Genomic DNA, 17,557 nt, shown 5'->3' with positions numbered 1-17,557 from the left:
CCACTATTTATTTGGCTGCCCTGTGGCTATGCTTCGCTGTGGGCGGCGCGGGCATTACCCGCTGTCTTAGGTGCTTTGGCGGTGCCCGCGACCTATCTGCTAGCCTGGTTTAGCTTTCGCAGTCGGCTGATTGGCGTTCTCTGTGCCGCGCTGATGGTCGTGTCGCCTTTTGGCGTGTTTTTAGCGCAGGAAGCCCGTCACTATACCCTGGCAATTTTGCTGGTGATTGCTTCGCTGTGCTGCTTTGTCTTGTCAGTGTGGGCCTTGCGGCAGCGAGCGGCTCCTAGCTGGTAGATTGTTTTTACCTGAATAGTCGTCAACACGCTCAGCATTGCGGCGCACTACTTTAGCGGTATTACTTTCTGGCAGAGGCGTTGGTGCTCCTGGTGCTGCTGGTCAAACAGTGCTGGGAAGACAGGTCAACCTGGCGGCGATCGCCCGCCAGTCCTTCACACCTGAGCGGGCTTTCTCGTGCCACAGCCCCACATACCGGAGCAAAAAGCCGGGGTCTTTCAGGGCGCGAGGGCTATTTGCTAACGAGAAATCAAGGGTTTCACTCGCTACAATGCTCTACAAACGTAGCGCTTTTAAGGGCACAATGAAGCAAAAGGTAATAACGGCAAGGGTTACAGCTGATATCTATGATGCGATAGCGGACAAAGCTAGCGCTGAAGGGGTGAGCTTGTCAGCGGTTGCCGCCCGGTTGCTGAGCGATTCGCTAAAGTCCGGTGCTGAGCCTTCTGATAAACCGGTATGGGCGATCGCACTTGAGAGCCGTGTTAGCCAGCTCGAAGCACAGGGCAATGGCAGTCAGAAGGGCAAGCGGCGATAGTGCTGACCGCGAGCGCGAGCGATGCGCCCAAGGCCGAAAGGCCGCTGCTGTGATCGCCAGTCGGTCGGCTACTGCTGACGGTGAATCTTCGCAGCACCATAAGCGGTTCCGGTCAATCCGCTGCACCAAGATCGTTATCGAAATTTTTGATGGTGATGCGCCTTTCAATCCAGGCGGCTGTAGTGCTTATCACATAAAGTGTTGTAGAAATCCTACGGGCTTGGCGAATCACTGCCGGGGAAGTGATTCTTTCAGCACAATAGCCTGATGCCCAGCATTGGCAGGCGTTACGATTGAAATAAAAGTCAGCGGCTGATCACCGCTATTGAACACACCGTGGACTTGGCCTGACTGAGCAATCACAACATCCCCGGCCACAATGGGCTGTGTAGTGCCTGCATCATCCAAATAATAATCACCCTTGCCGCTGAACACAGTCCAAGTATCTTGCCCATTTGGGTGAATGTGGGTGGGGATGCTTTGACCCGGCTCTACCTGCCAAGCAACCACGACAGCTTCTGGAGACTTTGCGACCACTGAGCGAACAGGCGCTCTATCTGCCGATTTAAAGAAACTGGAGCTGCTGAATATCCGGGTTGTATCCATTTTAACTGGGTTCATTTTTTCAACCGTGAAATTTCAACCGTGAAAATAGGGCTGGCCGTTTGAGTCTATTTATGGAGCAACATCATCTCAATAGGCGCATTGAAATAATGTCTCATAGATAACCTTATACGGTCTGTCTCTCTCTCTCTAACAGCGCTTAATTCCCACAGCTTAACTCCCATAATGTGACACCCAAGGATCTAGCTCAAATTCATGGCTGAGGTTAACCAGGGGTGAAGTACAGATCTTCCAGCCTACGCCATGGGAGCGGTTTTACAGGCTACTCAATCTTTAAAGTAGCCTTTGAATCCCTAGCTTAGCCGCAGTTAGAAGGGGGGCAATCAGGGGTAGGGGTCAAGCAGGGAGCGGCAGCGGCGACGCCAGCCACAGCAGCTGTCAGAACAACGGCAGAAACAACCGCCAGGGAGAGCTTCTTGAGCTGAGGAACTTTGATCATCGGAATTGACCTCTTTGATGAGTATGGTGAATACAACGGACTCTAGATGAGACCTCCCAGAGGAAGGGGGTTGACTTGAGAGTCAACCCCCTTCCTCTGGTTGTTTAGTTAATGACAGCAGTGAGGCCATCTGGCAGAGCGGTTAGCCCTGCGAGCGGCTTTAGGGTGACTCAGTCATGATTGGGGGTTGAGTAGTTTTGGAACAGGATCCTACGCTAAGGCTGAAAGTCATACGGTGAAAGGGCTTCAAAATCCGTTTTTCTGGCTTGGTAAGACTCACCGCTCTGTACCAGTTAGACAGTGCCCTAATTGGTACAGAAAAATGGAACGGTATATCAAGGGTTTCAGCCTCCTTCAGCCAGATAGGTTCAACTGGTACAGAAATAAAATCTGCTTAGCGTAGGTTTCTCGTCCGATGATACTGAAATCCCATTAGGTCAATCAGGCTTTTCTAGCTTCCACAGGTCAGCCGCTTTGTAGACTGGGGTAAAGACGTAGCCCTGTGCTGTGAGTGCTGCTTTATAGCTTTTGCTCAGCTCGAAGGCAAAGGCTCGACTGAATCTGGAGATCGGGCTGAAGCTATCGGGCGATCGCATCTTGTCTGATTCGTTGAAAGCTAGGATCGCCTGATCTGGGGGAAGCAAAGTACACAGAGAGACTAGCTTACCTGGTCGAGCATTTGCATGACTGTTTATCACCAGTGAGTTAGGCGCTGACCTGATAATTCGAGCCACTTCGGGGTATAGCTGACTGGGCCGTTTGTTAGCCCAGGTTTCTGCCCGTACAAACACAGCGCCCGATAGCAGCCCGATTGATAAGATGATCGCTAAGGCGCTTTGCCAAAATCGTCTGGCACGTCCTTTTTTTAAGCTAATGTTTTGGCCTAAGCAGTAGGCGACCAAAAGCTGCAGGCTTAAGTAAGCTGGCATCCAGTAGCGGCTCACAATCGAGCGTCGGCCTCCTAAGAATAGGTCAGCACCAAGCAGCAAAAGCAGCGTGACTCCTCCTAGCGTGATCAGGCAAATGAGTGACCGTCTGGGCATATGCTTAAAGCCCCAAAAGACTGCATAGGCCGCCAGGGCAACTGACAGCAGCGTAATTAGAACGTTGTAGCTTGAGTAAGTGCTAACGTTCAAATCTAAGTCAAAAAATAAGCTTTTGATATGTCCTACCCAGCTTCTTAGCAGCCCTGGAAAGGACATTGGTGTGCTAGTCCAGCCAGCGGCAGCAACGTTGCTATCCTTGCCGACGCCTATATGTGTCAGCCAGGGATAGAAAGCAAGTAGTGAAACCAGGGTAGAAAGGCAATAATTTCTGATCAGGGCCAAGTCTTTTAGTTTGCTGCGATAAACAACATAAAGCGTATGACTGGCTACTACTAGCAGCGTAAATAAAAACGTGTACAGTCCCGCAATTAGCGTGAGGCTATAGAGCATCCAGGCAGAAAGACTTTTCTTTTTGACTGCTTTTAGTAAGCTCAGTGTGGAGATTATGATTAAACAGGCCCACAGGCTGTACTCTCGGGCTTCTTGAGCGTAGATTTGGTGAAAGGGGCTAGCAGCAATAAGAGCGGCGCTAATGGCTGCTACCTCATTGCTCTGAAACAGCTCAAGTGCTAGGAAATACACCGCTGGAATGAGGGCAACGCCTGCCAGTGCAGCCACCAGGCGAGTCGCTACAACAGTGTTGGGAAACCACCCCAGCATCCATCTTGAGAGCACATAGTACAGCGGTGGATGCTGAGGGTCGTGTATGGCTAGACTGGCAATCGTTGAAGATATTCCTCTGCTAGAATCATAGCGCTGAAATTCTTGAACCTGCTGCGCGGTTATCACCTGACCTGTGAAGATGCTTTCGCCTGCTTCTACAGGATTGTGGCCGGTTGCAAAAAGCCCTGTAAAGGCTTCGTCAGACGAGTAGATTGTCCCACTGAGGTTCGAGAAGCGGAAGATAACCCCTATGGCAACAGCCGTGAGAATCAAAGGGAAAAGTCGCATGAGATAGCCTAATGTATCTCATCAGAATACAAAGGGCTGAGACGCGAGCGCGGTTTATTCACGGACTCTTCATTGATGAGTCTGTTTGTCGATGTTGCTGTAGAGTTTGGGTTTTCTCTAGCACCTGATCGGCGTAGTCTTTGATGCTTGGGTAGCTACCAGCGCCGTAAGTTTGGGGCGTGGTGTTATCGGCGTTATCTGGGTTGCCGCTGTGCGTCTGATAGCCTCATCTTCACTTCGCCCGGCGGCGATCTGAGCATCAAAGGTTTTACTCACGGTTCGCTCATTTTCTCTAGTGGTTCTACAAAATCTAAAAACGCTACATGTAGCGTAATTCAGCATAGAATCACTTGAATTTTTCTTGTGGTTGCTTGGGCACCCATATGATGAGCGCTAATTAATAGATCTGCCCATTTGTCAATAGGCTGAAAACCCATTGCCTTCGTAGCATTTTCGAAACTCCAATTAATTGGAGCGAACCATGAGATATTTGCGAAGGCAGTCAGCCAGCGACTTAGAGGGCCGGTACTGGTCTCCGCTTAAAACCTTTCTGCTGATGACCTTTCTGCTGGCTGGTAGGTCTGTACCTCCAGCCTATCCTCACTATGGGCTGCCTGGGTGTTATCTGGCGTTACGATTTCACGGTGGATGATTGCAATCGATACCAACATTCTCATCTACGCCGCACAGGGAAAAGTCCGAATGGCATCAGCAAGCCGATGTGTGCTTAACCCAACTGGCTTAGTTCGGCACAGTGCGATCGCAATTTAGTCAAAAAAAGGGGACTGAAACCCAGTTTCAGCCCCCCTCGAATCGCTTTCGTTTGTATGAGACTTATGTCAGCCCCGAGACAAACACCAAACCCAGCACCGCCCCAAATACAATTAGCGCATAAAACTGAGCCCGACCGTTCTCGAGATATTTCAACCCTTCGCCAGAGACCAGGGTAACAAAGCCCGTGAGGTTGACAATGCCATCGACGATTTTGACATCGACATTCAGCACGCCTTTAGCCAGGTTTCGGGTGCCCTTAACAAAGACCTCGCGGTAGATATCGTCGATGTACCACTTGTTGAGGGAGAGGTTGTACAGAGGTTTGATTTTTTGGGCGATCGCTGCCGGATTAATCGCCTTGCTGCGATACATCAGCACCGCCAGGATAATCCCCGCCACCGAGATCGCCACCGAAGCCCCTGCCATTCTGATAAATTCGTCCAAGTCAAACTCCTCAGCTAATTCGACGACGGTCATCGCCTCACCCGCCGGGTGAATGAATTCTTCAAAGTAATTGGCGAAAGGCGTCCCAACCAACCCAATCAGAGCTGAAGGAATAGCCAGCATGATCAGCGGAAAAGTCATGCTCAAGGCTGACTCGTGAGGCGCTTCGGCATGGTGATGATCGCTGTGGCCAGTTTCCTCTAGGGCACGCTCTTGAGTGCTCATAGCACCAGGCCCGAGAGAGGCACCCGCCATTTGTAGCGACTGCCGCTTCACCATTTGCTTAATCTCTGCGTCGTTACCGCGAAACTCACCTTCAAAGGTAGAAAAGTACATGCGAAACATGTAAAAGGCGGTAGCGCCGGCAGTAATCCAACCAATCGCCCACATCACTGGGTTGACTTCAAATACAGAGCCCAAAATTTCGTCTTTTGACCAGAAACCGGCGAAGGGAGGCAGACCAGAAATTGCCAACGTGCCCACCAAGAAGGTAATAGCTGTGATTGGCATATATTTGCGCAGTCCGCCCATTAAGCGCATGTCTTGAGCAAGGGCCGGGTCGTGACCGACCACTTCTTCCATCCCGTGAATGACTGATCCTGATCCCAAGAACAGCATGGCCTTGAAGTAGGCATGCGTCATCAGGTGAAATAGGCCAGCGGTATAAGCGCCCGCGCCCATTGCCATCACCATGTAGCCCAACTGCGACATGGTCGAAAAAGCCAGTCCTTTCTTAATATCGTTTTGCGTAATCGCAATCGATGCGCCCAAAAAGGCAGTGATGGTGCCTGTCCAGGCAATCACCGTCATCACCGTCGGAATACCTTCAAAGACGGGGTACATACGAGCAATTAAAAAGACGCCTGCTGCCACCATCGTTGCTGCGTGAATGAGCGCAGAAATAGGGGTGGGGCCTTCCATCGCATCGGGCAACCACACATGCAGCGGAAACTGAGCAGACTTGGCGACTGGCCCCATGAAGACCAGAATGGCAAATAGAGCAGCGAGAGAGCCAGAAATGGTCCCTGTCGTGACCAGGTCAGTGAGGCGATCGCCCATCAAATCAAATTCAAAGGTGCCCGTTGCCCAAAACAGACCCAGTATCCCCAGCAGCAGGCCAAAGTCGCCGACGCGGTTAGTGACAAACGCCTTTTGGCAGGCATCGGCAGCACCGTCGCGGTCATACCAGTAGCCGATCAGCAGGTAGGAGCACATGCCCACCAGCTCCCAAAAAACATAAACCTGAAGCAAGTTCGGGCTAATTACCAGGCCCAGCATCGACGAGCTAAATAGGCTCAGATAAGCATAAAAGCGCACATAGCTCGGATCGTGAGCCATGTAGCCGTCGGTGTAGATCATCACCAAAAAGGCCACGGTGGTAACAATCACCAGCATCAGCGCAGTGATGTGATCGACCGTAAAGCCCATATTGATCTGAAAGTCGCCAGCCGAAGCCCACTCAAACAGATAGGTGTAGGGGGCGTGCCCCTGAATCTGGCTGACCAACAGCAAAATAGATAGGGTCATCGCCGCCCCAATCAGGCTGACGATGAAAACGGCGACGGGCTTTCTAAGCTTATTGGTCGCCTCGTTGTAGCTGATCAGACCTGTACCGACAATCGCTGCGCCTAGTAAAGGCATCACGGGTATCAGCCAGGTGTATTTATAGATGGCCTCTACGGATTCCATTCCTTACTCCATTTCCTGCCACTGTTTTTTGCCGATAGACCTGGAACAGACCATTTGGCAAACAGCTCTTATATTGACACAACCTGTCCGCCTCTTCGTGATGCTTTGGGGGGAAAAGGTCACGAAATATAAACTTTAGTCAAATAAAAATGTTTTAGTGTTTAGGGATCGCTTTGTCTGATTTGGTGCGCTCACGCGCCAGCGATCGCACCTCAGGGCTGTTTATTTGAAGGGCTTATTTGAAGAGCACGGCTTCGCTAGGACGCCAACCGCTGACTGGCCGCTTGCTCTAGCCGGTAGCGCTGACGAATTTCGCTCAGATTTTGCCGGTAGCGAGCTTTTACCGGCTGAGCTTCACTGTATTGGGGGTGGGCGCTGTCAATTTTGAGACGGTGACGAAAAGCGAGGCGCTGAGGCGGGCGTGGGATCAACAGCGGCGCGGCCTCCTGCCACTGTTGATCCCTATGCACCGGCTGCTGCCCCTTTAAAGCGGCCTGCCAGCCATAGCTTTTAGCAGCTTTAAAGGCGCTGGCCGGGCTGTCAGGATGAATTGCTCAACCGGATCGAGACCGGCCTGAGATTGGTTTTCGATCTCGTGTTTGAGGATGTAGAAGGCGCGATCGCTCAGGCGAGGCATATCAAAACCCAGTAACTGGTAAAAGCGTCATCTTTTTATACAGACCCATTCCACCATTACCCGGGAGTTTTATCAGGTCAGCTCGTCAGCCTGATAAAACTCCCGTAGATTCTCTCAAAGCCTTTGCTGAAAGCCTTTGCCACCAAGCCAGCGGGGCTAGACCAAGCGCGTTAGCTGCACCCGATATCGCTGCTTTTTAGTGACTGCCACATCGCCAATCTCTAAGCGGCCTTTGCCTCGAATTGCTACCAGGTCTCCAGTCTGCAAACTGTGGCTGCTCTGAGTCACCGGCTGCCAGTTCACCCGCACATCGCCAGCCGTAATCAAATCGACCATCTTGCTGCGCGACATACCAAAACCAGCAGAAGCCACCGCATCTAGCCGCATAGAAGCCTCTACGGTCGTAATTTCTTTGCGTCGGGGCTCGCGTACCCGCAGCTCACTGATATCTATTGGCTGAGTTTTCACGGGTACTGAGCGCACCTGCACCAAACTCGTTGTCAAAAAATCTGCCAGCTCCGGTACCACAATCGCCTGCGCCCCGCGCTCGCCCAACACAATAATATCGCCCAACTTTTCGCGGACAATCCCCGTGCCCAGCAGCGACCCCAAAAAATCGCGGTGAGAAGCCGTGTCAAACAGAAAGTTTCCGGCAATGCTGAGCGCTGCTAAGGGCACCGGACCACCGGCAGCCGCTTCGTCAAACGGAATCTCACTGCGAGAAATCATGAGTCTCTGCCGCTCTGCCTGCGGATAGCCGCCGCCAGCAAGCGTTTGCACATCTGTCAGCGTTTTAAATAGGGCTTGCGCTTCAAACAGTTCAGGCGGCGTCAGAAAATCGGTAGCCACCGGCTCCCATGTCTGAATGGCCTGCTCTGCCCGATCAATAATTCGGGCGAGGGCTTCACGATTTTCCGCCCGTTTGAGCAGGTCTTCTTTTGGGAGCATAAAAGCAGTTAAGCGTGGTGTTCAGACTTTGTGATGTGACTTTGTGATGTTTGTTTAGACTTTGGCAACTTCAGGTTCAGCAGCTACGCCCTCAAAGATTGCAGTGGGCACGTCAAAGTCTTTGGCAATTTCGCGAGCGGTCATCTTGGCGCACATCATCACCGCAGGCGTACCGCCGCCAGGCTGGGTGTTAGCCCCCACCAGATAAAGGTTAGAAATGTCTTCACTCCGGTTATGCGGCCGGAAGAACGCGCTCTGAACCAGAACAGGTTCTACGCCAAAACCGTTGCCCAGGTAGCTGTTAAGCGTCCCTTCAAAATAATCAGGCGTAACATGGCTCTGGTACACCAGTCGCTTTTTAAGATCTGGAATGTAGCCGCGCTCGTCTAAGAAGGTCAAAACTTTCTCAGTCAGCTTAGGCCCTTCTATACCCCAATCGATCCCGCTAGCGTTATTGGGGACGGGTACTAACGTATAGGCGGCGTGGTGGCCCGGCGGTGCCATGCTTGGGTCAGTCAATGACGGCACATGCAGATATTGCGAAAAATCAGGGCTAAGAATCTTCTTATCGAACAGCTCTGTGAGCAATGGCTCGTAGCGCGGCCCCAAAATGATGTTGTGATGGCGCAAGTCTAAATCTTCTAGACCATCGGCTCTAAACCCAAAGTAAATGACCAGAATCGACATCGACTGCCGGGTCAGCTTCACCTTTAGATCCTGATTGATCAGTCGATATTTTGGATCGATCAGCTTCATGTAGGTGTTGGCGTAGTCTCCATTGGAGATCACCATGTCGGCAGCATGCGTAGTGCCATCGGCCAGGGTGATGCCTTTAGCCACTTTCTTGCCAAAGAGGGAGCCTTCTACGTCAATTTTGGCTACTTCACTGTTGTAGCGAATGGTGCCGCCTAGCTCCTCAAACTTGCGCACGAAGCTGCGCACGAGTTCGCCAGTGCCGCCCATCGCAAAGTGGATGCCCCAGGTTTTTTCCACGAAGTGAATCATGGCATAGATCGCCGGGACGCTTAGCGGGTTACCCCCCACCAGCAGAGGTTCAAAGCTGAACACCTGCTGGAGCTTGGGGCTCTTGAAGTAGCGTTTTACAAAGGAAAACAGAGGGCGAACCGCGTCTAGTTTTACCAGGTCAGGCGCGATTTTGAGCATGGAGAACACGTCCCCAAAGTAGGTGTAGCCCAGCTCAATGAATCCTCGATCAAAAATAGCCCGCGCTGCCTTGTGGAATTCTTCGTAGCCTTCTAGGTCATCGGGCTCAATGGCTTCGATTTGGCGACGAGTGCTTTCAGGATCGCCGTCGTAGTCGAAGTAGGTGCCATCGTCAAAATAAATGCGATAGAACGGCAGGACAGGAACAATTTTGAGATATTTGGAGGTGTTAGGCCCACCGCTGATGCCGGTTCTAATGCGGTCAGCCGGATCCATGATTTCTTTAGGGAAGTCAGGCAGATGTAGCGCGGCGGCATCCCGTTCTAAAGAAAAGAGTTCTTCGATCAGGTGCGGTACGGTCAGCACAGTCGGCCCCATATCAAAGGTGAAGCCGTCGGCCCGGCGCACGTAGGCCCGCCCGCCAGGAGCGTCTAGCTTTTCAAAAATGGTGGTGTCAAATCCTAAACTCTGCAATCGAATGCCTAAGGATAATCCACCGATCCCAGACCCAATAATGATGGCTTGCTGACGACTCATACGGTACTTTTACTGACTCTACATATCTTTAGTATAGACCTGTTTTTAGCCCGGTTGTCCGTTGGGATGGCTGTCTTTGGGCGATCGCCCTGCCCTTACTCCAGCCCAGCAGCATTCTCTACGGGGGTACCGCTGTGATTGCCCTGAGTTTGGCCAGCCTCCCCATTCAGTGACCAGTGGTACTCAATCGGAATCTGGGCGCGCTGACAGCTTTCTTCGAGCTGCTTTTGCTGAGAAAAAGCCTTGCGTAACGCAACAATCAGCGTTTGTAGCTGTTCTTTCTGAGGCTGCTGGTGGACGCCTCTGGCGGTTTGGCGCTCTAGTAGCTGTAGCAGCAGCTCATAGTGAATATGAGAAGGAAGCGGTAAAGGCGAACGATCTGTGGTCATGCTGATTGACCGCTGGGGGCATGTGTACAGTTTTACCCGTTCAGGCAGTTGCCGTCCGGGGAAGCTTTAGAGGAAGGAAAGCGCTTAGATTGGGCGGCCTATCAGTGGCGCGATCGCCCCACCGGGATCAGGCTGTTTGACCAGAGATTCACCGACTAAAATAGCCTGCGCTCCCGCCGCCGTTACCGTTTTGACATCGGCTGGGGTATGCAGCCCGGACTCACTGACGATGAGGGTCTGTTTCTCGGCAATGGCCTCGCGGTAGGTCGTTAAAATCTGCTCGGTTGTCTTCAGGCTAACAGTAAAGTCTTCTAAGTTGCGGTTATTAATGCCGATCAGCCGCACGTCTTCTAATCCTAGCGCCCGTTCAAACTCTTCAGCGGTATGCGTTTCAACTAGGACAGCCATGCCCAGCGCTTTGGCAATCCGCTTAAAGTAGTTCAAATCTTTATCCGGCAAAAGGGCAGCGATTAGCAGCACTGCATCGGCTCCGGCAACTCGGGCCTGGTAGATCTGATAGGGGTAAAGGATAAATTCTTTGCACAGCAGCGGCAGGTTGACCGCCTGGCGAATCTGTACGAGGTAGTCAAAGCTGCCCTGAAAAAATTCGCTGTCAGTCAGTACCGAGAGGCAGGTCGCGCCGCCAGACTCGTAGCTGCGAGCGATCGCCACCGGATCAAAATCAGATCGAATCACGCCTTTGCTGGGCGAAGCTTTTTTGACTTCCGCAATCAGAGCCGGGCGCTGCTGATCTGCCTGCCAGCGCAGCGCTTCGACAAAGCCTTTAGTAGGCGGCAATCCCTGTGCCTGCTGTTGCAAATCTTGCAGGCTCACTTTTTCGCGCTGACGGGCAACTTCTGTCTCTTTGTGCCAGACAATCTTTTCTAAGATATTGCGCGGCTCGGCGTCAGGCGATTTGATCTGATATTGCAAACTGGCAACAGCGATCGCCGGATTGGGCGGACGGCGGCGAATTTCCATAGGACGAGTGTAGAAAGTATGAGCGATGAGCGATGAATAAAAAGCAGGAGAAGAGTGTGAACGCAACCAGTCAGGTCAAAAACGATTTAACTCATCGTTCATCGTTCACACTTCATCCTTTCAAGCCGTGACGGTAGCTCGCTTGTACGCTTCATCTAGCACCTCAGACAGCGTGGGATGCGTATGTACAAACTGAGAGAGTTCGATGACGGATTGCTTTTGGGCGATCGCATTAGCCGCTTCCTGAATCAGATCAGCCGCATGCAGCCCAATAATATGAGCCCCCATCACCTCGCCCGTATCCTTACGATAGATCACCTTCGCCAGACCTTCCGTTTCTCCTTCCGCCAGCGCCTTAGAATTTGCCTTAAAGTAGCTGCGAACAGAGGCCACTTCATAGCCGCCTTCCTTAGCCGCCGCTTTAGCCGCAGGCTCAGTGAGGCCGACAAAGCTAACTTCTGGGTGCGTAAAAGCCGCTGCCGGAATAGCGCTGTAGTCAATAGTGCGATGCTGACCGCAGATATTGTCTACCGCCACAATGCCCTGAGCAGAAGCGGCGTGAGCCAGCATCATTTTGCCAGTCGCATCGCCAATCGCCCACAGATGAGGCACCGGCTTACCGTCGCGCAGCACCGCTAGCTGGTCATTTACGGGGATAAAGCCGCGTCGGTCAGTTTCCACCGCCACCATATTCAGATCTAGATTCTTGGTTGCCGGAATTCTGCCCGTAGCAACCAGGCAGGCATCCACCTCTAGCGTCTCCACTATCTCCATCGTCTTCGGATCGGCCAGCTCAATGACGACCGGCGATCCCGGCGTAATTTTCTTTGCTAGCAGCCCCACCTTCGTTTCAATATCGCGCGGCTTGATCAGGACGCGCTCTGCTTGTTTAGCAATATCAGGGTCAAAAGTCGGCATCAGATGATCCAACGCTTCAATCATCGTGACTTCTGAGCCTAGCGCCGTATAGATGTCAGAAAATTCCAGGCCAATGTAGCCGCTGCCGATAATGGCCACCCAATCAGGTAGCCAGTCAAGCCGGATGGCTTCGTCGCTGGTAAAAACAGTTTTGCCGTCGGTTTCAATGCCTCTGGGCACAAAAGGGATAGATCCCGGTGAAAGAATAATGTCTTTGGCAGTGATAGTACGAGTACCGCTGTCATCAGTTATCGAAACCTTTTGGCCGCTGGCAATCTTACCCCAGCCGCGAATGGTCTCTACCCCTAGACGAGTGAGGCTATTAGTCAGATCGCCCCGAATTTTCCCGACTAAATTCTTCGCATGATCGGCAATCTTTTCTCGGTCAAACCCGACCCCAGACAGGCTAATGCCTAAGGCCTTCAGGTGCTGGGCATCTCTCATCTCGCGCACTCTGCCCGAAGCTGCCAGCAGCGCCTTAGAAGGAATACAGCCCCGATTAACGCAGGTGCCGCCCATATCACCGGCTTCAATAATGGCCGTCTTCAGACCACACTTGACCGCATGAATGGCCGCGCCGTGACCGCCAACACCTGCGCCAATAATCACCAAGTCATAATCAAATGCTGAATCCACTGCGCTCTCCTTAGGTTCTTTCCTATTCTCAACTAGAGCGGTGGTTTTAGACAACTCAGGTTTCAGGGGTTGCCTTTCCCCTTTGCCTTTCCCCTTTGCCTTTCCCCTTTGCCTTTCCCCTTCCCCTTTGCCTTTCCCCCCTAAAACCGCTGCCGCCGCGCTTCATACAGTAAAAGCGCCGCCGAAACAGCCACATTGAGCGATTCTACACCCGGCATCACCGGAATTTTAGCCGTCACCGACGCGCAGGCCATCAGTTCAGCAGAGAGCCCTGCGCCTTCGTTGCCCATCATAAAAACGGTGGGCTGACGCAAATCTAGCTGCCAGTAGTCCAGCTCACCCGTCGCTGTGGTCGCTACGAGCTGAACGCCCTGCTGCTGAAGCTGCTGCGCCTGGGTGACGACATCTACAGTTGCCATCGGCAGACGAAACCACTGCCCGACTGACGCCCGCAGCACTTTGGGATGGCCTAAATCAACGCTGTCAGGGCTGAGCCAGAGGCGATCGCTCCCTGCTGCTGCCGCCGTGCGAATAATCGTGCCAAGATTACCGGGATCTTGCAGCGTCTCTAGCATGAGACCGAGGCTCACAGCAGGCTCAGACTGCTCTGTTCTATCCCGAGAGTCTTGCCAGACTGAGCGGCGCGGCGCGGTCGCCACTACCCCATCGGGCGTCACTGTGCTGGCAATCGACTTCAGCACCGCTGCCGAAACTAGCTCTACCTGCTCGGCCTGATCGATGGCCTGCTGACAAACCTGCGGATGCCGCTGCTGCCACGCTTCGGTGTAGCACAGCACCTGGAGCGGATAGTTGGCGGCGCAGGCTGCTTCGACCAGATGAGTGCCTTCCAGCAAAAGCGTGGCTTGCTGACGGCGTTCTTTTGGCTGCTGGAGCTTGCGCAACTGCTTAACCGTCGGATTTTGCAGGCTGGTGAGCATGAGATATATATATTTAAAGTGCTATGTACTTACACTGAATGATAGGAAGTTTCGAACAATACCCGAAGAGATGAGTAGGTAGGAGCGATCGCATAAAAAAGCTCCTCAGCTGGTAGATGCTAAGGAGCTTTTTGCTTAACCTGTGTTGATGCGGAACCCGGGACTTGAACCCGGAAGTCCTTGCGAACACTAGAATCTGAATCTAGCGCGTCTACCAATTCCGCCAGTCCCGCATGGCATCCAGGGCGTAGTGCATCGGCAATCTGCCCAAGGCTGCGATTAACAATAATCTAGCAGTAAGGCACATTCGTCAACAGCATTTTGAGCCTATCTGGGTAGATTCTCCGCCTACCTGCGCAAAAATCACTAGAGCGCAGACAATCTAAAAGAATGGTAGGGTCAAAACTGTTCAAACCTACCGGGAGAAACTCGGAGGTTTCGGGTAGAATCCATACCTAAATTATTTCAGCCCGAAAATTATGGAGGCTACTCCCATCATCACTCCAAAGCTTGCTAGCGACCGTCCGGTAGAAGATTCTGCTACAGACAGCTCCAAATCTGTGATTGAGATCTGGGGCGGTACGCCGCTCAGCGGCCACATCCCCATCAGCGGTGCTAAGAATTCGGCACTGGTGATTTTGGGCGGCACGCTCCTTTGCTCACAGACCTGCCGCATTCGCAATATTCCCGACCTGATGGATATTGGTCGGATGGCGGCAGTGCTCCAGGCTTTAGGGCTCAAAGTTGTCCGCAGCGGCGATATTTTAGAGGTAGACGGTAGCCACGTCAGCCATTCAAAAGCGCCCTACGATATCGTCAGCAAGCTCAGAGCTAGCTTTTTCGTCATTGGTCCGCTGCTAGCTCGCTTGGGGGTGGCGCGGGTCCCGTTGCCCGGCGGCTGTGCGATTGGAGCCCGCCCGGTAGAGTTGCACATTCGCGGATTGCAGGCGCTAGGTGCCCATGTGCATATGGATCACGGTGTGGTTCATGCCTACGTGCCCGGCGCGAGAAATCGACTCAAAGGGGCCAACATCTATCTGGATTATCCCAGCGTTGGGGCCACCGAAACTCTGATGATGGCCGCCACGCTAGCCGAGGGCGAGACGGTAATTGAAAATGCTGCGCAGGAGCCAGAAGTTGTCGATCTGGCTAATTTCTGCCGGGCGATGGGCGCTAAAATTCGGGGCGCAGGCACCAACACGATTACGATTATTGGCGTGCCCAGGTTGCATGCTACCGACTACAGCATTATTCCTGACCGGATTGAAGCCGGTACCTATTTGGTCGCCGGGGCGCTAACTCGCTCTGAAATTACCGTAGGGCCGGTTGATCCGACCCATCTGACGCCGCTGCTGGCGAAGCTGCGGGAAACAGGCGCTCAAATCGAGATAGAAGGGCGCAGCACCATTCGGCTCTCGCCGGGTGAGCGGACTTTGCCTGCTGATGTGCAGACCCTACCCTATCCCGGTTTCCCGACAGATATGCAGGCTCAGTTTATGGCGCTGCTGACCCTGGCAGATGGCAATAGCATGGTGACCGAAACCGTCTTTGAAAATCGGCTGCAGCATGTCGCCGAATTTAACCGGATGGGCGCGGATATTCGGGTGAAAGGAGACTGTGCCATTGTGCGCGGGGTGAGTCATCTCTCTGGGGCTCCCGTGACGGGCAGTGATTTGCGGGCTTCAGCAGCGCTGGCGATCGCTGGCCTCGCCGCCAAAGGCAAAACTACCCTGCACGGCCTGCATCACCTTGACCGGGGCTACGAAAAATTTGAAGAAAAGCTGCGCAACGTCGGGGCCCAACTGCGGCGCATTCCGCTCAGTGAAGCAGACGATGCTACGCAGCCTGCTGTAAATGGCAGTCAGCCTGTAGCGGCACCGCTCGCTGCGGCAATCACCTCGCCGTTACAGTCCAATTAGCCCCAGGTTGACAGGCTAAGTGACGCTTATTAGCTAGCCTGAGGCATTCTCAAAAGACGCCTGTAAGATCTCGCTATACTAACGAGATAAGGCAAACATCAGGGCTGCTTGAGCGGTCAGTTTTGTCTGTTGTGAGTGCCCTCAGGCTAGCGATTTTTTATGGTCCTCTCTAAGTCTCCGCTGATTGGTCTCAATGCCGATCACTTTCGCCACCCGCTAGATCGGCAGGCCACTCAGGCGCTAAAGCGTCTGCCCGGATTGGATGTGGCCATTCGCAGCTTGCTAGGGCCGATGGGCGAGCAGTTTTTCTATCTAGAAAATATTGCCGCTAGCGTTCTGGTCGGGCCTAATCAGCTGCCAGATATTCATGACCTACTCTTAGAAGCCTGCCAGGTGCTCGATTTAGAAGTGCCTCAGCTCTATATCAAGCAGCACCCTGTGCCCAATGCCTACACCTTTGCGATGCGGGGCAAGCAGCCCTTTATCGTGGTACATACTGCGCTGATCGAGCTGCTGAATCCGGCAGAAGTGCAGGCCGTTATTGGTCACGAGCTGGGTCATCTCAAATGTGATCATGGCGTTTATTTGACGCTGGCTAACCTGCTGTCGCTCGCGACCAGTCAGCTCCCTTTTGGCGGTCTGCTAATGCAAAGCTGGCAGTCACAGATTATGGAGTGGGTGCGCTGCGCTGAGTTTACCTGCGATCGCGCTGCCCTGCTTGCCACTCAAGACGCCCGCACAGTCGCCTCGGTACTGATGAAACTCTCCGGCGGCTCGCCCACGCTTTCACCCCAGCTCAATTTAGATGCCTTTATTGACCAGGCCCGCTCTTACGACGCCATCAGCAACAGCGAAATTGGCGAAATGCTCAAGCAGCTAAAAACAGACGAACTCAGCCATCCGGTACCGGTTCTCAGGGCCAGAGAGATTGACCGCTGGGCCAGCACCCCAGACTATCAGGACTTGTTGAACAGCCGTCTTTTAGTCACTACGCAAACCGACCAGCACCCTGGCGGATGGCGAAACTGGTAGCGTTTTGACACTGAAATTTGATTCCTAAATTTGCTCCGCTAAGTGGCTGCAAATTCGGTATACTGGGGGCCTACTACTGGGCAAGTGGCGGAATTGGTAGACGCACCACACTCAAAATGTGGCGGCTTCGGTCGTGAGAGTTCGAGTCTCTCCTTGCCCATCAAAAAGTCTACGCTAAGAACGATGACTTGCCGAGCAAAAAGATAGCCGGGCGAGTAAGTTTCTTTTGTAGGGTTGGTCTGACGAGCAAAGGACAGGCTTAGAGATTCAGGTAGCAATCAGCAATTCCAAATTCCAGACTACGGACACTCAAAACCCTTGATTTATCGTTCACCTCACATCAGGGTCAAATTTGACTAGCAGAGCTCAGCGGCTGAAACCCAGTAATCTCGTTCCTCGTTGAGGCAAAATGAACGTCTGTAAGTTGGAATTTGGAATTGCTGGGTAGCAATGCCACTCTCTAGAGAAACGAGCTGCTCAAAACCGAGCTAAAAGATTACCGGATAGTGGCCTCTTAACCTTGTTTATATAGACAAGGGGGGTCAAGCCCCTCACTGCAGACATTGACTTTCTGAGTTGCTAGTGCGTTTTGCTACCCGATTTATTTTTATAATACTGCCGTAAGTTTTTGGCTTGGCTGGGCAGTCTAACACCAGAGA

At 52.7% G+C, this 17,557-nt stretch carries 16 protein-coding genes and 2 tRNA genes; 5 read left to right on the top strand and 13 right to left on the bottom strand.

The features are described from left to right. The first annotated feature begins 9 nt into the window (after nucleotides 1–9). The gene (locus CKL79_RS05800) at nucleotides 10–294 is read left to right on the top strand and encodes a phospholipid carrier-dependent glycosyltransferase (RefSeq protein ID WP_121968637.1); all 285 of its coding nucleotides are present in this window, start codon (nucleotides 10–12) and stop codon (nucleotides 292–294) included. A 271-nt stretch (nucleotides 295–565) separates the two neighbouring features. After that, nucleotides 566–832 carry a hypothetical protein gene (locus CKL79_RS22850; protein ID WP_141242158.1) on the top strand — a complete coding sequence of 89 codons (267 nt, stop codon included), beginning with the start codon at nucleotides 566–568 and terminating at the stop codon, nucleotides 830–832. A 228-nt stretch (nucleotides 833–1,060) separates the two neighbouring features. Here the strand turns inward: CKL79_RS22850 and CKL79_RS05790 are convergent, their stop codons facing one another. From CKL79_RS05790 to CKL79_RS05735, 13 genes are all read right to left on the bottom strand, one after another. Continuing rightward, nucleotides 1,061–1,369 carry a cupin domain-containing protein gene (locus CKL79_RS05790; RefSeq protein WP_240518697.1) on the bottom strand — a complete coding sequence of 103 codons (309 nt, stop codon included), beginning with the start codon at nucleotides 1,367–1,369 and terminating at the stop codon, nucleotides 1,061–1,063. A 385-nt stretch (nucleotides 1,370–1,754) separates the two neighbouring features. After that, nucleotides 1,755–1,895, bottom strand: a complete 141-nt coding sequence (locus tag CKL79_RS05785; protein WP_121968634.1) for a porin — start codon at nucleotides 1,893–1,895, stop codon at nucleotides 1,755–1,757. Nucleotides 1,896–2,332: 437 nt separating this feature from the next. After that, nucleotides 2,333–3,892, bottom strand: a complete 1,560-nt coding sequence (locus CKL79_RS05780) for a glycosyltransferase family 39 protein (RefSeq protein WP_121968633.1) — start codon at nucleotides 3,890–3,892, stop codon at nucleotides 2,333–2,335. Between the two features lie 834 nt (nucleotides 3,893–4,726). Beyond that, nucleotides 4,727–6,799, bottom strand: coding sequence for an NAD(P)H-quinone oxidoreductase subunit 5 (locus CKL79_RS05775; protein ID WP_121968632.1), 2,073 nt, complete (start codon nucleotides 6,797–6,799; stop codon nucleotides 4,727–4,729). 257 nt (nucleotides 6,800–7,056) lie between these two features. Continuing rightward, nucleotides 7,057–7,269, bottom strand: coding sequence for a hypothetical protein (locus CKL79_RS05770; protein ID WP_121968631.1), 213 nt, complete (start codon nucleotides 7,267–7,269; stop codon nucleotides 7,057–7,059). A gap of 14 nt (nucleotides 7,270–7,283) precedes the next feature. Then, nucleotides 7,284–7,436 (bottom strand): hypothetical protein, encoded by a 153-nt coding sequence (locus CKL79_RS23110; RefSeq protein WP_170943984.1) that lies wholly within the window; start codon nucleotides 7,434–7,436, stop codon nucleotides 7,284–7,286. 156 nt (nucleotides 7,437–7,592) lie between these two features. Then, the gene (locus CKL79_RS05765) at nucleotides 7,593–8,384 is read right to left on the bottom strand and encodes a photosystem II S4 domain protein (protein ID WP_121968630.1); all 792 of its coding nucleotides are present in this window, start codon (nucleotides 8,382–8,384) and stop codon (nucleotides 7,593–7,595) included. A 54-nt stretch (nucleotides 8,385–8,438) separates the two neighbouring features. Continuing rightward, the gene (crtI, locus tag CKL79_RS05760) at nucleotides 8,439–10,085 is read right to left on the bottom strand and encodes a phytoene desaturase family protein (protein WP_121968629.1); all 1,647 of its coding nucleotides are present in this window, start codon (nucleotides 10,083–10,085) and stop codon (nucleotides 8,439–8,441) included. A 95-nt stretch (nucleotides 10,086–10,180) separates the two neighbouring features. Next, entirely contained in the window at nucleotides 10,181–10,474 is a 294-nt protein-coding gene (locus tag CKL79_RS05755) for a DUF5340 domain-containing protein (protein WP_121968628.1), read from the bottom strand. Nucleotides 10,475–10,558: 84 nt separating this feature from the next. After that, complete coding sequence (trpC, locus tag CKL79_RS05750) at nucleotides 10,559–11,455, bottom strand: indole-3-glycerol phosphate synthase TrpC (RefSeq protein WP_121968627.1); 897 nt, start codon at nucleotides 11,453–11,455, stop codon at nucleotides 10,559–10,561. A 120-nt stretch (nucleotides 11,456–11,575) separates the two neighbouring features. Further along, nucleotides 11,576–13,009, bottom strand: a complete 1,434-nt coding sequence (gene lpdA, locus CKL79_RS05745; RefSeq protein WP_121968626.1) for a dihydrolipoyl dehydrogenase — start codon at nucleotides 13,007–13,009, stop codon at nucleotides 11,576–11,578. A 140-nt stretch (nucleotides 13,010–13,149) separates the two neighbouring features. Further along, nucleotides 13,150–13,947, bottom strand: coding sequence for an RNA methyltransferase (locus CKL79_RS05740; protein WP_121968625.1), 798 nt, complete (start codon nucleotides 13,945–13,947; stop codon nucleotides 13,150–13,152). A gap of 149 nt (nucleotides 13,948–14,096) precedes the next feature. Next, nucleotides 14,097–14,180: transfer RNA gene (locus CKL79_RS05735), tRNA-Leu, on the bottom strand. A gap of 246 nt (nucleotides 14,181–14,426) precedes the next feature. Here CKL79_RS05735 and murA point away from each other — a divergent pair. The 3 genes from murA to CKL79_RS05720 all read left to right on the top strand — a co-directional run bounded on the left by murA (nucleotide 14,427) and on the right by CKL79_RS05720 (nucleotide 17,058). Then, on the top strand, nucleotides 14,427–15,866 hold the full coding sequence (gene murA, locus CKL79_RS05730) for a UDP-N-acetylglucosamine 1-carboxyvinyltransferase (RefSeq protein WP_121968624.1): 1,440 nt from the start codon (nucleotides 14,427–14,429) through the stop codon (nucleotides 15,864–15,866). A 159-nt stretch (nucleotides 15,867–16,025) separates the two neighbouring features. Then, on the top strand, nucleotides 16,026–16,898 hold the full coding sequence (locus CKL79_RS05725) for a M48 family metallopeptidase (RefSeq protein WP_121968623.1): 873 nt from the start codon (nucleotides 16,026–16,028) through the stop codon (nucleotides 16,896–16,898). 78 nt (nucleotides 16,899–16,976) lie between these two features. Next, nucleotides 16,977–17,058, top strand: a tRNA-Leu gene (locus tag CKL79_RS05720). Nucleotides 17,059–17,557: the final 499 nt, after the last annotated feature.

It is taken from the genome of Leptolyngbya sp. BC1307 (assembly GCF_002286735.1).
GTDB lineage: Bacteria > Cyanobacteriota > Cyanobacteriia > Phormidesmidales > Phormidesmidaceae > Phormidesmis.
Note: the sequence above shows the minus strand (reverse complement) of the source record. Positions and strands in the feature narration are given on the sequence as shown.